The sequence below is a fragment of the Polaromonas sp. Polasp52 genome (assembly GCF_059491565.1).
This window is the reverse complement of the sequence record NZ_CP168513.1, coordinates 2,951,524-2,964,654: the sequence shown is the minus strand read 5'-3', so window position 1 is coordinate 2,964,654 and position 13,131 is coordinate 2,951,524. Positions and strand designations below refer to the sequence as shown.

General features: G+C 66.0%; 12 protein-coding genes. 8 read left to right on the top strand and 4 right to left on the bottom strand.

All coding sequences use genetic code 11. The features are described from left to right. Positions 1-17 precede the first annotated feature (17 nt). Positions 18-851, bottom strand: a complete 834-nt coding sequence (locus tag ACEN9P_RS13885; protein WP_495619579.1) for an aldo/keto reductase — start codon at positions 849-851, stop codon at positions 18-20. A 144-nt stretch (positions 852-995) separates the two neighbouring features. On the opposite strand from ACEN9P_RS13885, the gene ACEN9P_RS13880 reads away from it, so the two are divergent. After that, the gene (locus ACEN9P_RS13880; protein ID WP_074575890.1) at positions 996-1,307 is read left to right on the top strand and encodes a cupin domain-containing protein; all 312 of its coding nucleotides are present in this window, start codon (positions 996-998) and stop codon (positions 1,305-1,307) included. Between the two features lie 127 nt (positions 1,308-1,434). Here ACEN9P_RS13880 and ACEN9P_RS13875 read toward each other — a convergent pair whose 3' ends face one another. Beyond that, positions 1,435-2,517, bottom strand: coding sequence for a DUF6352 family protein (locus ACEN9P_RS13875; RefSeq protein ID WP_495622181.1), 1,083 nt, complete (start codon positions 2,515-2,517; stop codon positions 1,435-1,437). A 226-nt stretch (positions 2,518-2,743) separates the two neighbouring features. On the opposite strand from ACEN9P_RS13875, the gene ACEN9P_RS13870 reads away from it, so the two are divergent. The 6 genes from ACEN9P_RS13870 (at position 2,744) to ACEN9P_RS13845 (ending at position 10,247) form a co-directional block, all read left to right on the top strand. After that, positions 2,744-5,074, top strand: coding sequence for a DUF6600 domain-containing protein (locus tag ACEN9P_RS13870; RefSeq protein ID WP_495619578.1), 2,331 nt, complete (start codon positions 2,744-2,746; stop codon positions 5,072-5,074). 410 nt (positions 5,075-5,484) lie between these two features. Then, positions 5,485-6,258, top strand: a complete 774-nt coding sequence (locus ACEN9P_RS13865; protein WP_074575888.1) for an ABC transporter ATP-binding protein — start codon at positions 5,485-5,487, stop codon at positions 6,256-6,258. After that, a complete protein-coding gene (locus ACEN9P_RS13860) occupies positions 6,259-6,963 on the top strand; it encodes an ABC transporter ATP-binding protein (protein ID WP_477661603.1) in 705 nt (234 codons plus the stop codon). A gap of 68 nt (positions 6,964-7,031) precedes the next feature. Next, the gene (locus tag ACEN9P_RS13855) at positions 7,032-8,225 is read left to right on the top strand and encodes an ABC transporter substrate-binding protein (RefSeq protein WP_477661602.1); all 1,194 of its coding nucleotides are present in this window, start codon (positions 7,032-7,034) and stop codon (positions 8,223-8,225) included. 154 nt (positions 8,226-8,379) lie between these two features. After that, positions 8,380-9,264, top strand: a complete 885-nt coding sequence (locus ACEN9P_RS13850; RefSeq protein ID WP_477661601.1) for a branched-chain amino acid ABC transporter permease — start codon at positions 8,380-8,382, stop codon at positions 9,262-9,264. A gap of 2 nt (positions 9,265-9,266) precedes the next feature. Further along, entirely contained in the window at positions 9,267-10,247 is a 981-nt protein-coding gene (locus tag ACEN9P_RS13845) for a branched-chain amino acid ABC transporter permease (RefSeq protein WP_477661600.1), read from the top strand. Between the two features lie 73 nt (positions 10,248-10,320). On the opposite strand, the gene ACEN9P_RS13840 is transcribed toward ACEN9P_RS13845, so the two are convergent. Both ACEN9P_RS13840 and ACEN9P_RS13835 read right to left on the bottom strand, forming a co-directional pair. After that, complete coding sequence (locus ACEN9P_RS13840; protein ID WP_477661599.1) at positions 10,321-11,187, bottom strand: transglutaminase-like domain-containing protein; 867 nt, start codon at positions 11,185-11,187, stop codon at positions 10,321-10,323. Between the two features lie 185 nt (positions 11,188-11,372). After that, entirely contained in the window at positions 11,373-12,386 is a 1,014-nt protein-coding gene (locus ACEN9P_RS13835) for a GlxA family transcriptional regulator (protein WP_495619577.1), read from the bottom strand. A gap of 103 nt (positions 12,387-12,489) precedes the next feature. Between ACEN9P_RS13835 and ACEN9P_RS13830 the strand changes: the two genes are divergently transcribed. Next, complete coding sequence (locus ACEN9P_RS13830; protein ID WP_495619576.1) at positions 12,490-13,131, top strand: cysteine hydrolase family protein; 642 nt, start codon at positions 12,490-12,492, stop codon at positions 13,129-13,131.

The following is a 13,131-nucleotide window of genomic DNA, read 5'->3' as shown; positions in this document are numbered from 1 at the left end:
CGGCGCAGCGCACTGGGCTAGATCATCTCCAGCGGAACCGGTTTTGTCGGCGGCAGGAACAGCGCGTCCAGTTCAGCCAGCTGACCGGCACAGAGCTCAATGCCGGCCGCCGCGACGTTCTCACGCAAGCGGTCCGGGTGGCTGGTCTTGGGGATCGCGATCACGCCTTGCTGCGCCAGCAGCCAGGCCAGCGCAGCCTGGGAAGGCGTCATGCCGTGGTTTTTGGCGAAGCGGGCCAGGCCCGCATGGCGCAAGAGGCGCGCCTGCTCAATCGGTGAATAGGCCATTACCGGCACGCGGCGCTCGCGCAGCCAAGGCAGCAAGTCCCACTCGATGCCGCGCCGCGTGAGGTTGTAGAGCAGCTGGTTGGCCTGCACGCCCTGCCCACCCGGCAAAGCCCACAGTTCTTTCATATCGGCGATGTCCAGGTTGCTGATGCCGTAGTGCCTGATCTTGCCGGCCTTTTGCAGCGCCATGAAAGCCTGCAGGGTTTCGGCCAGCGGCACCGAACCGCGCCAATGCAACAAATAGAGGTCAAGGCGGTCGGTGCGCAAGCGGCGCAGGCTGCGCTCGCAGGCCGCCACCATGCCGGCCTTCGACGCATTGTGCGGATAGACCTTGCTCACGACAAAGGCCTCATCGCGCCGGCCTTGCAGCGCTTCGCCGACCAGTTCCTCGGACAGGCCTTCGCCATACATTTCCGCGGTATCGACCATCGTGCAGCCCAGGTCCAGGCCCAGCCGCAAGGTCGCAAGTTCATCGGCGCGCCGCGAGCGCGCATCGCCCATGTTCCAGGTGCCCATGCCGAGGGCGGGAACGGCTTCGCCACCGGGCAGCAATACGGTTTTCATGCGGTCATCTTAGCCCTCGGCCGCTCATGTCAGTGATGCGGATACGGAATCAATCCACACCGAAGAATTCATGTTTGCGGCGGCCCCGCGACGTAGCATGGCGTGGCTTTCATTGCGCCACGCGCTCACCTGTTGGAGACCCACATGAAGATCATTCGAAGCAAGGATTTCACCGCGACACGCGCCTGGGGCGCGATGACGGTGGCCAATATGCAGGGCATCACCACCCGGCTGCACTGGACCGACAAGCCCTACAAGTGGCACATCAACGAAGGCGAGGAAGTGTTTGCCGTGCTCGATGGCCGCGTCGAGATGCGCTACCGCGACAACTGCGGCCAATGCTCGGTGATGCTGGAAACCGGCGACATCTTTTTCGCGAGCGCCGGCACCGAGCATGTCGCCTCGCCGGTGGGCGAGGCCCGCGTATTGGTGGTGGAGGTGGAGGGCAGCGACTGAGAGCCGTTCACAAAACCCTCCTGGCGTTGTTGCGCCGCCTTGCCGTGCTGGTGCACTGTCTGCGGCGACGCGCCTAGCCAGGACCGCTTCGCTGGATTTTCTGAACGGCTCTTACCCCAGCACGCGATCAGGAGGCCGCGTCCGGCAGCGGCAGGTTGACCAGCAGGTTTTGCGGCTTGAGCCTGAGCACGCCGCCGGCGTCCATCGTCATTCCCAGGTAGACCGGCTTGCCCGCCACGTCGGCGCGCATCTCGCGCGGGTCGGCAAACTCCAGCCGGAACAGGCTGACCAGCCGCTGCAGGCGCGCCGGCTCCACCTCGCGGCCTTCATACAAATCATTGAGCAGCGCCGTGGCCCCGGCGTCCAGGCCCACATGCCAGCGCCAGGCTTCATCGTCCACCTTTTGCACTGGCCGAATGGTGACGGCCACGCCCAGCAAATGGGCAATCCATTTCTGCAGCACGGCGGCCAGCGCTTTCAGGCCCGAGTGCGCGCGCACCACGGTCAGCACCAGGCCGTGGCCCAGCTCATTGTTGAGCTCATGCGTGAGGTCCAGCAGAAAACGGTGGCCGCCCGCCCCTTCGGTCTCTTGCCAATAGGCGGCCGCATTGTCCTCAGCCAGCACCCGCAGTTCAATGGCGGGCACAGGCGCGCCGGCCTCGGCCAGGAAGCGGCCGAAGTCACCCACGCCGCCGGTGTCATGGAGCATGTCCAGCACCGCCAGGTCGCCGCTGAGCACCCGCCCGCCTTCGGTGCTGATGCGCTGCGGGCGAAACAGCATTTCGGCCGCGCGCACTTCATAGGCATCGGTGCAATCGTCCAGCAGGCTGCGCAGCATGGCCTGCACCATCAGGTCGATAAAGAGCGGCGGAACGTCCACGCGGCCCGTGCCGTCGCGCGGAAACAGGCCCAGGTAGTAGGCCTCCAGCGTGCCCGCGGCCAGCAGGCCGTCGCGAAAGCGCAGGAAATGCGCATAGTTGTCCCGCGCGTCGGCGTCCTCCAGCGCTTGCAGTTCGGCTGGCGCCACCGGCTTTGAGGGCGCAGCCGCCAGCGCGGCATGCAGGGCACGCTCGGCTTCGCAGGACTCCGGCACCAGGGCCAGTTCGGGCCGCGCGAGGAACAGCCGCAGGTAATCGTCGGTGGGCTGCAGCCAGCCGCGCGGGCTGCGGCGCAATTGTTTGAAGCCGCTGGAAGGCCAGAAATCTTGCATGGACGACATCGTCGCACATCGTTTAGGTGTGTTTCGGTGCCCGTGCCTTACATCCTGTTTCATCGCCCCCGCGAATGGCGCAATCTTTACCGCTTGTTAGCACTCCATCCATCTTCAGGCGCGTTGTCATGGGTATGGTGGTCCTCATAGGGCCACAGCCTCCATACGGACTATCCATCGGCCTCATCCGCGATGAGCCCGCAACGACAGGAAGAGAGCGTGCACCATGACCCGCACCGACATCGAACCATTGCGCGACGACACCGGCCATGATTTCCGGGGCTTTCGCTTTTCCGACCTCTACTGGTACCTCGTGCTGCTGGCGGTTGCCTTTGTGCTGGCGCTGCTGCAGCCCGTGGCCTGGGCCCAGCAGCCCGCGCCGCAGGCCGATGCGCTGGACCCGCCCGGCCGCGTGGCCCGGCTCAACCTGGCCGAAGGCGCCGTGAGTTTTGCGCCCGCCGACGCCAGCGATGCCTGGACACCCGCCGCGCTGAACCGCCCGCTGACCGCCGGCGACAGGCTGTGGACGGGCCCGCAGGCCCGCGCCGAACTCCATGCCGGCTCCACCGCCGTGCGCATGAACGGCCAGACCAGCCTGGACCTGCTCGCGCTGGACGACAACAGCACCCAGCTGCGCCTGGCCCAGGGCACGCTCAAGCTGCGCGTGCGCCAGCTGTTTGACGGCCAGCGCCTGGAAATCGACACACCCAACCTGGCTTTTGTGGTCTCGCAGCCCGGCGACTACCGCCTCGACGTGGACCCGGCCGGCAACACCACGCGCGTCATCGCGCAAACGGGCGGCGGCGTGATTTACGGCGACAACTCGGCCTCGGTCAACCTGGGTGCCGGCCAGCAGGCCAACTTCAGCGGCACGCAGCTGGTGCCGGCCGGGCCGGGCGCCTCGCGCCAGGATGACTTCGACCAATGGGCCGCGAACCGCGACCGGCTCGAGGACCAGTCGGTGTCCGCGCGTTATGTGCCGCGCGAAACCGTGGGCTACCAGCAGCTTGACAGCTACGGCAGCTGGAGCCAGGACCCCAGCTACGGCGCCATCTGGATACCGCGCGCCGTGCCCGTCAACTGGGCGCCCTACCGCATGGGCCACTGGGCCTGGGTCTCGCCCTGGGGCTGGACCTGGGTGGACGACGCGCCCTGGGGCTTCGCGCCCTTTCACTACGGCCGCTGGGCGCAGATAGGCCCGCGCTGGGCCTGGGTGCCCGGGCGGCTCGCACCGCGGCCGGTGTACGCGCCCGCGCTGGTCGCTTTTGTGGGCGGCAGCAGCGGTGGCGTGAGCTGGAACATCTCAGTAGGCGGCGCGCCGCGCCCCGGCGTGGGCTGGTTCCCGCTGGCGCCCGGCGAGGCCTTCCGCCCGGCCTACCGCGTGAGCCCACGCTACGTCACGCAGGTGAACAACAACATCGTGGTCAACAAGACCGTCAACGTGACCAACAACGTCACCAATGTGTACCGCTACCAGCGCCTGCCCGCCGCCGTGACGGCTGTCAGCCGCGAAGACTTCGAGCGCGGCCGGCCGGTACGCGTGCAGCAGGCGCTGAGCCGTGCCGACCTGGGCCGCGCGCAACTCGTGGCGGACCGCGGCGCACTGCCGCAACGCCCCAACCCCGCGGAGCTTCGTGAACGGCAGCGCCCCGCTGCCGCCTTGCCGCCACCGGCGGTGGCCGCACGGCCCGTGCCCGTGGTCAGCAGCCGGGACGACAGGCGCGATGAGCGCCGTGATGGCCGTGACGGCCGCCGCGATGACAGCAACCGCGATGAGCGGCGCGCCGGCCCCGCCGCACCCGTTGCCGCGGGAGCCGCACGTCCCGCGCCCGCACCGGAACGCAGCGCCCCCGAAGCCAGCCAGCACGCGCAGCGCGAACTGCAACGCCAGCAACGAGAGCAGAAGGAACAGCTGCAGGCCCCCCAGCTGGAGCAGCAGCGCCGCTCGGGTGAAGAGCCCATAGGCCAGCGCGCACTGCGCGAGCAGGCCCAGCGCGACGCGCGGGCCCGCAACGAGGCGCAGGAACGCGCCCAGGCAGCCAATGCCGGCGCGCAAGCCCGCGCCGAGGCCGAGCGCCATGCCGCCGAACAGGCCCAGCGCAGCCAGCAGCAAGCCCAGCGCGAACAGCAGCGGCAGCAGAGAGAACAGCGGGAACAAAGGGAAAAGCTGCAAGCCCCCCAGCTGGAACAACAGCGCCGCTCGGGTGAAGAAGCCATAGGCCAGCGCGCCCTGCGCGAACAGGCCCAGCGCGACCAGGAAAACGCGCGCCAGCAGCAGGCCGCGCAACGGCAGCAACAGCAACAACATCTGCAACAACAGCAGCACCTGCAACAACAGCAGCAACAGCAACAACAGCTGCGCGCCCAGCAGGAGCAGCAACGCCAGCACCAGGCCCAAGCGCAGGCTCAAGCCCAGGAACAGCAACAGCGGCGGCAACAGCAATTGCAACAGCAACAGGCGCAGCGCGAAGCCGCCCAGGCCAGGGAGGCCACCGCCGACAAACCCACCCGCCAGGCGCGCGGCGAAGGAAACCCCAACCGAAACCGCGAGCAATAAAAAACGCAAAAGGCCAGTGGCAGGCAACGGTTTTTACCGGGATGCGGCACTCTTCCTCAAGCAGGGGCCGCGGAACCGGCTTTGCCGGGCCGCAGGCGCAGCGCCGCCGAGGGGCTGGAGCCTGCGGCTCTAAAGCTGCTTGAGCAGCTTTGGACAGGCGACAGAGGCGAAGCGTCTCGCGAGCCGCGGCCTGCAAGGCCTCGCGCATTACACGAAGCCGAAGGCGAAGTGAAAAGCGTGGGGGCTTTAGATCACGCAAAACTACCTAAGGGTCTGACCGGGTACCGCCTGCGGAGGTGGGTGGCTAGGATGACCAGCTGTGTTTCACGGGCCTATGCCCGCGGCTGCATACCCGCCGCGGCCGCCCTGGCGCCCCGTGATGTCCAACCCCTTACCTGCCGGAGAGCGATTTGTCCGTGGAGTTCATTCTCGAAACACGAGGGCTGACCAAGGAATTCAAGGGATTCGTGGCCGTCAACAACGTGGACCTCAAGGTCCAGCGCGGGCATATCCACGCGCTGATCGGGCCCAACGGCGCCGGCAAGACCACCTTCTTCAACCTGCTCACCAAGTTCCTCACGCCCACGCGCGGCAGCATCGTCTACAACGGCAGCGACATCACCTTCGAGCAGCCCGCGCAGACCGCGCGGCGCGGCATCGTGCGCTCCTTCCAGATTTCGGCCGTGTTCCCGCACATGACGGTGCTGGAAAACGTGCGCGCGGCGCTGCAGCGCAACCTGGGTACCTCCTTCCATTTCTGGAAAGCCGAGGACAGCCTGTTCCACCTGCACGGCCGCGCCCGCGAGCTGCTGGCCGAGGTCGACCTCAGCGCTTTCGCCGACGAGCTGACCGTGAACCTGCCCTATGGCCGCAAGCGCGCGCTGGAACTCGCCACCACGCTGGCGCTGGAGCCCGAGCTGATGCTGCTGGATGAACCCACCCAGGGCATGGGCCACGAAGACGTGGACCGCGTGACGCAGCTGATCAAAAAAGTCTCGGCCGGCCGCACCATCCTGATGGTGGAGCACAACATGAACGTGGTGTCCTCGATTGCCGACCGCATCACCGTGCTGCAGCGCGGCGCCATCATCGCCGACGGCCCCTATGCCGAAGTGGCCAAAAACCCGCTGGTGATCGAAGCCTATATGGGCACGGCGAACACCGAACTGCAGGGAGCCCACTAGATGACCAAAGAGCTCCTCAAGATAGAAGACCTGCACGCCTGGTACGGCGAATCGCACATCCTGCACGGCGTGAACCTCACGGTCAACGAAGGCGAAGTGGTGACCCTGCTGGGCCGCAACGGCGCCGGGCGCACCACCACCATGCGCGCCATCGTCGGCATGACCGGCGCGCGCAAGGGTTCCATCAGGATCAACGGCGAGGAAGCCATCAAGCTCGCGCCGCACAAGGTGGCCCGGCTGGGCGTGGGCTACTGCCCCGAAGAGCGCGGCATTTTTGCCAGCCTCACGGCCGAGGAAAACCTGATGCTGCCGCCCACCATAGGCCCGGGCGGCATGAGCCTGGATGAGATCTACACGATGTTCCCCAACCTCAAGGAGCGCGCGGGCAGCCCCGGCACGCGGCTGTCGGGCGGTGAGCAGCAGATGCTGGCCGTCGCGCGCATCCTGCGCACCGGCGCCCGCCTCCTGCTGCTTGATGAAATCTCCGAAGGCCTGGCGCCCGTCATCGTGCAAAAACTCGCCGAGATGATCCTCACGCTCAAGGCCAAGGGCTACACCATCGTGCTGGTGGAGCAGAACTTCCGTTTCGCCGCGCCCCTGGCCGACCGCTTCTACGTCATGGAGCACGGCCGCATCGTCAAGCAGTTCGCCCAGGCCGAGCTGGCCGGCAACATGGGCATGCTGCAGGAATACCTCGGCGTCTGAGGCCGCCACGCCTGCCCTTGTTAAATCCTTTCGATCCCCCGTTCACCCCATCCATCACAGGAGACACCATGAAACTCAAAACACTTGCTGCCGCGCTCGCCCTGGGCCTGACCGGCGCCGCCTTTGCGCAAAACACCGGCCCGATCAAGATCGGCATCATCACCGACATGTCCAGCCTGTACGCCGACATCGACGGCCCCGCCGGCGCCGAAATGCTCAGGTGGGCAGCGCAGGATTTCGGCGGCAAGGTGCTGAACCGCCCCATCGAGGTGCTGAGCGCCGACCACCAGAACAAGGCCGACGTCGCCTCGTCCAAGGCGCGTGAGTGGATAGACAAGGACGGCCTGCAGATGCTGATAGGCGGCACCAATTCCGGCACGGCGCTGGCCATGTCCAAGGTCACCACCGAAAAGAAAAAGCCCTTCCTCGTCATCGGCGCCGGCTCGGCCCGCCTGACCAATGAGGACTGCTCGCCCTACACCGTCCACTACGCCTACGACACGGTCTCGCTGGCCAAGGTGGCCGGCTCCGCCCTGGTCAAGGCCGGCAACAAGAGCTGGTACTTCCTGACCGCCGACTATGCCTTCGGCTACTCGCTCGAAGGCGACGCCTCCAATGTGGTCAAGGCCAACGGCGGCACCGTCGCCGGCACCGTGCGCCACCCGCTGAACGCTTCCGACTTCTCGTCCTTCCTGCTGCAGGCGCAGTCTTCCAAGGCGCAGATCCTGGCCCTGGCCAATGCCGGCGGTGACTTCACCAACGCCATGAAGGCCGCCAAGGAATTCGGCATCGGCAAGACCATGAAGGTGGCCGGCCTGCTGGTGTTCATCAACGACGTGCACTCCCTGGGCCTGGCCAACACCGAAGGCCTGCAGCTGGCCGACAGCTGGTACTGGAACCAGGACGACGCCTCGCGCAAGTTCGCCAAGCGCTTCTTCGACAAATACAAACGCATGCCTTCGAGCCTGCAGGCCGCCGACTACTCGGCCACCATGAGCTACCTGAAGGCCGTGCAGGCCGCCGGCACCACCGACTCCGACAAGGTCATGAGCACGCTCAAGGGCATGAAGATCGATGACTTCTACAACAAGGGCCAGATCCGCGCCGACGGCCGCATGATCCACGACATGTATTTGTTCCAGGTCAAGGGCTCCAAGGAGTCCACCACGCCCTGGGACTACTACAAGACCGTGGCCAAGGTGCCGGGCGAGCAGGCCTTCACCACGGTGGCCGAATCCAAGTGCGCGGCCGTGAAGAAGTAATGGCGCAAGCCTTGAACTGACAAGAAAAGAGAAAACGGAGAAGAACGAGGGGTTTGGTCCAGCCGGTCATTTCGCAGAAATGACCGGCTGCTTCCTTCAAAGCCCCTACGGCTTTCGCCACGACTAACGGCAATCGGTGTCCTGACAGGTTCCCATGGAAATTTTCGGTATTCCCCTGCAAGCATTTATGGGCCAGCTGATGCTGGGCCTGGTCAATGGCGCCTTCTACGCCATGCTGAGCCTGGGGCTCGCGGTGATTTTCGGGCTGCTGGGCATCGTCAACTTCGCGCACGGCGCGCTTTACATGCTGGGCGCCTTCGCCGCCTGGATCATGCTGGACCAGTTCGGCATGAATTACTGGTTCGCGCTGGTGCTGGCGCCGCTGGTGGTCGGCATCCTCGGCGTGGTTATCGAACGGCTTTTCCTCAAACATCTGTACAAGCTGGACCCGCTCTACGGCCTGCTGCTGACCTTCGGCCTGGCCCTGGTGTTTGAAGGCGTGTTCCGTGAAATCTACGGCGTGTCGGGCCAGAACTACAACGTGCCCGACCTGCTGGCCGGCGCGATGGACCTGGGCTTTATGCGCCTGCCGATTTACCGCGCCTGGGTGGTGGCGGTCTCGCTGGTGGTCTGCCTGGGCACCTGGTTCCTGATCGAGCGCACCCGGCTGGGCGCCTACCTGCGCGCCGGCACCGAAAACGCGCCGCTGGTGCAGGCCTTCGGCGTCAACGTGCCCATGATGGTGATGCTGACCTACGGCGCGGGCGCCGGGCTGGCGGCCCTGGCCGGCGTGCTGGCCGCGCCCATCATCCAGGTCAACCCGCTGATGGGCTCCAACCTGATCATCGTGGTCTTCGCCGTCGTCGTGATTGGCGGCATGGGCTCCATACTGGGCTCGGTCATCACCGGCCTGGGCCTGGGCATTGTCGAAGGACTGACCCGCGTGTTTTACCCCGAAGCCTCCAACATCGTGGTGTTCGTCATCATGGTCATCGTGCTGATGTTCCGGCCCGCCGGCCTCTTCGGGAAAGAAGTCTGAGCATGAGCGCCCTCTCCACCAAAGCCACCAACATGCTGCGCATCACCTACCTCGTCCTGCTGGCGCTTGCACTGGCCGCGCCTTCCCTGGGCCTGTATCCGGTGTTTGTGATGAAGCTGCTGTGCTTCGCGCTGTTCGCCTGCGCCTTCAACCTGCTGCTGGGTTTTACCGGCCTGCTGTCTTTCGGCCATGCGGCCTTCTTCGGTTCGGCCGCTTATGTCACCGGCTGGTTCATCAAGTCGCAAAACTGGACGCCCGAGCTGGCCCTGCTGGCCGGCGCGGTGGCGGCCGGGCTGATAGGCCTGCTGGTCGGCCTGGTGGCCATACGCCGCCAGGGCATTTATTTCGCGATGATCACGCTGGCGATTGCGCAGATGGTTTATTTCGTCTGCCTGCAGGCGAGTTTTACCGGCGGCGAAGACGGCCTGCAGGGCGTGCCGCGCGGCAAGCTCTTCGGCCTGTTGCCGCTCGAATCCGACATCAACCTCTATTACGTGGTGGTGGCGATTTTTGTGGCCTGCTTTCTGTTCATCTCGCGCATCGTGCATTCGCCTTTCGGCCAGGTGCTCAAGATGATCCGCGAGAACGAGCCACGCGCCATCTCGCTGGGCTACAACGTGGACCGCTACAAGCTGCTAGCCTTTGTGCTGTCGGCCGCGCTGGCCGGTTTGGCCGGCTCGATGAAAACCCTGGTCATGGGTTTTGCCACGCTGTCCGACGTGCACTGGTCCATGTCGGGCGAGGTCATCCTGATGACGCTGCTGGGCGGTGTCGGCACCTTCTTCGGCCCGGTCATGGGCTCGGGCATCGTGATCGCGCTGCAAAACCTGCTGGCCGACAAGGTCGGCTCCTGGGTCACCGTCATCATCGGCGTGATCTTTGTGATCTGCGTGCTGGCCTTCCGCAAGGGCGTGATCGGCGAGCTGCAGGCCTTTCTGGAACGCCGCCGCAACGCCGCCAAGGCGGCATCGCAGCACACCTGAGCGGCACACGACCCACCCACAAAAGCGCGCAATGCCTGCGCGCTTTTTTAATTGGGCAGCCCGCTTCAGGCGATCAGGGCCCGTCGGTCGACAGCGCGTAGTTCACATGCTGGGGCAGCACCAGCTGGCCCAAGCTGTTGGGCACGGCCTCGATGCGGACCTGCGGCTGCGCCGCGCGCACGCTGCCGAAAATCGTGGCAAAGGCGATGTCGGCCGCGTCACGCCCCGTGGCAAAGCGCACAAAACCCATGGGAATCGCCGTGCCCGAGGGATCGAAGAGGTACCAGCGGTCGCCCAGGTAGACCTCCACATAGGCATGGAAATCCGGCGGGCCCAGCGCGGGGTCGGCCCCGTAGTCCATGCCGCTGGCCATGCGCGCCGGCAGGCTGGCCGCGCGGCACAGCGCGATCATCAAATGCGCGAAGTCGCGGCACACGCCCACCCGCTCTATCAGGGTGTCTATGGCCGAGGTCGTGCTGTTGCTGGTATTGCCCTGGAAACTCACATGCTGCTGCACCCAGTCGCAGATCGCCCGCGCCCGGCCGTAGCCCAGCGGCAGGTGGCCGAACTGGCTGTTGGCCAGGGTCAGCAGGCGGTCCGACTGGCAATAGCGGCTGGGATACAGATAAGGCAGCACCTCGCCGGGCAGGGCCAGCGGGCTCAGCTCGGGCAGCGAGCCCGGCTGCGCCTCGTAGTGAACCAAGTCCACCACCGCCGTATAGCTCAGCGTGAAGTGGCCGGGTTCGGCGTGCAGGCGCAGAAAGCGGCTTTGCGTGGCGGGGTCGGTATAGCTGCTGGTGGCCACCGGCTGGCTCAGGCCCAGCGATTCATGCATCACCAGCTGCCGCGGTGTGTAGGCGGCCTGGATGTTGAAGATGAAATCGCAGCCGGGTGCCATCACCTCGTAATCCAGCACGGCGGAAAATTCAAGCCTGACCATAGGGTGTCTTGTGCCTTGGAGATTGGCTCCGCAAAAGGAGCCGGTAGTTGCGCAGCAACGGGAACCCGCCACCATCGCTACCCATTAGGCGCGCAAAAAAGGCCGCTATTCGCGCCTGGCGATATTTGCCGGGAAACCCTGGCCGCCAAGGCCGACACCGCGGCGTCGCCCGCGCCTACAACACATCAGGCGGAGCGAAACTCGCGCCGGTAGGCCGAGGGCGAAGTCCCCAGCGTTGCCGCGAAATGCTGGCGCAGCGACACCGCCGAGCCAAAACCCGCATCGAGCGCGATCTGCTCCATGGAGCGGTCCGTCGATTCAAGCTGGCGCTGCGCCAGGCCCAGGCGCTGGCTGGTGAGCCACTGGCCCACCGTGGTGCCCGTGACCTGCCGGAAATGCCGCGTGAAGCTGCGCCGGCTCATCAGCGCACGCGACGCCAGGGCATCCAGGCTGTGCGGCTGGTCCAGGTTTTTCTGCACCCAGGCCAGGATGGCCGACAGCCGATGGCCCGCGCCCGTGGCCGGCAAGGGCTGCTCCACATACTGCGCCTGCCCGCCCTGGCGCTGCGGCGCCACCACCATGCGGCGCGCCACGCGGTTCGCCACCTCGGCGCCATAGTCCAGGCGCAACACATGCAGGCAGCAGTCTATGCCCGCCGCCGTGCCGGCCGAGGTCAGCACGTCACCGTCGTCCACATACAGCACATCGGGCTGCAGCCGCACCTGCGGATAGCGCGCGGCAAATTCACCAGCCAGCGCCCAGTGCGTGGTCGCCGGCCGGCCATCGAGCAGGCCGGCCTCGGCCAGCACAAACGCGCCCAGGCACAGGCCCACAATGCGCGCGCCGCGTTGGTGCGCGGCCTGCAAAGCCTTGAGCAAGGCCTCGGGCGGGCGCTCCATCGGGTCGCGCCAGGAGGGCACCACGATGGTCTGCGCCTTCGCGAGCGCAGCCAGGCCTTTTTGCACGCTGATGCCGAAGCCCGAGGTGGTGCTCAGGGTGCCCGGCTCTTCAGCGCAGACCACCAGCTTGAAGCGCGGCAGGTCGGCCCCCGAAAAATCGTTGCCGAACACCATGCAGGGCACCGACAGATGAAAAGGGCTGATGCCGTCGAACGCGACCACGGCCACACTGCCGTCCTGTTTTGCGGGCCTGGCAGGCTTGGCGGCTTTTTGGCGTGGTTTCAGGGTGCGTGGCGACATGGCCCGATTCTATCGAGTATTGGCATTTGGGCCACTGTCAACAAAACGGGCGCCGGCCAACAATCCCTCCATCAACCACCGCTTTCAACACAGGAAACTTTTCATGACCGCAAGCAACACCCCCAAAGCCCCACGCCGCGCCCTCGTTGTCATTGACGTGCAAATGGAGTACTTCAACGGCGGCCTGCTGATCGAGTACCCGCCCGTGGCCCAGACATTACCCAACATAGGCCGCGCCATGGACGCCGCCCGCGCGGCCGGCATTCCGGTCGTCGTGGTGCAGCACAGCGAGTCCGCCGCCGCGCCGGTCTTCGCCAAGGGCTCCGCCACCTGGGCACTGCACGAAGCCGTGGCCAGCCGCCCGCGCGACCACTACATTGAAAAAGCCTGGCCCAGCGTCTACACCGGCACCGACTTTGCCGCCTGGCTGGAACAACACGGCATAGACACCCTGACGGTGGTCGGCTACATGACGCACAACTGCGACGCCTCGACCATCTTTGAAGCCACGCACCGCGGCCTGCACGTCGAGTTTTTGAGCGACGCCACCGGCGCCCTGCCCTATGCCAACGAAGCCGGCAGCGCCAGCGCCGAGGAAATCCACCGCGTGTTCAGCGTCGTCTTCCATTCGCGCTTTGCCGCGGCCGGGTCCACCGATGCCTGGATCAAGGCCATAGAAGCCGGTGGCCGGCTTGAGAAAGGCAATATCCTGGCGTCCAACCGCGCGGCGCTGGCCGCGCGCTGA

Coding starts and splice junctions, on each gene's coding strand:
- ACEN9P_RS13880 (WP_074575890.1), top strand. CDS start 996: ATGAAGATCATTCGAAGCAAGGATTTCACCGCGACACGCGCCTGGGGC.
- ACEN9P_RS13885 (WP_495619579.1), bottom strand. CDS start 851: ATGAAAACCGTATTGCTGCCCGGTGGCGAAGCCGTTCCCGCCCTCGGC.
- ACEN9P_RS13860 (WP_477661603.1), top strand. CDS start 6,259: ATGACCAAAGAGCTCCTCAAGATAGAAGACCTGCACGCCTGGTACGGC.
- ACEN9P_RS13845 (WP_477661600.1), top strand. CDS start 9,267: ATGAGCGCCCTCTCCACCAAAGCCACCAACATGCTGCGCATCACCTAC.
- ACEN9P_RS13855 (WP_477661602.1), top strand. CDS start 7,032: ATGAAACTCAAAACACTTGCTGCCGCGCTCGCCCTGGGCCTGACCGGC.
- ACEN9P_RS13850 (WP_477661601.1), top strand. CDS start 8,380: ATGGAAATTTTCGGTATTCCCCTGCAAGCATTTATGGGCCAGCTGATG.
- ACEN9P_RS13835 (WP_495619577.1), bottom strand. CDS start 12,386: ATGTCGCCACGCACCCTGAAACCACGCCAAAAAGCCGCCAAGCCTGCC.
- ACEN9P_RS13875 (WP_495622181.1), bottom strand. CDS start 2,517: ATGCAAGATTTCTGGCCTTCCAGCGGCTTCAAACAATTGCGCCGCAGC.
- ACEN9P_RS13840 (WP_477661599.1), bottom strand. CDS start 11,187: ATGGTCAGGCTTGAATTTTCCGCCGTGCTGGATTACGAGGTGATGGCA.
- ACEN9P_RS13870 (WP_495619578.1), top strand. CDS start 2,744: ATGACCCGCACCGACATCGAACCATTGCGCGACGACACCGGCCATGAT.
- ACEN9P_RS13830 (WP_495619576.1), top strand. CDS start 12,490: ATGACCGCAAGCAACACCCCCAAAGCCCCACGCCGCGCCCTCGTTGTC.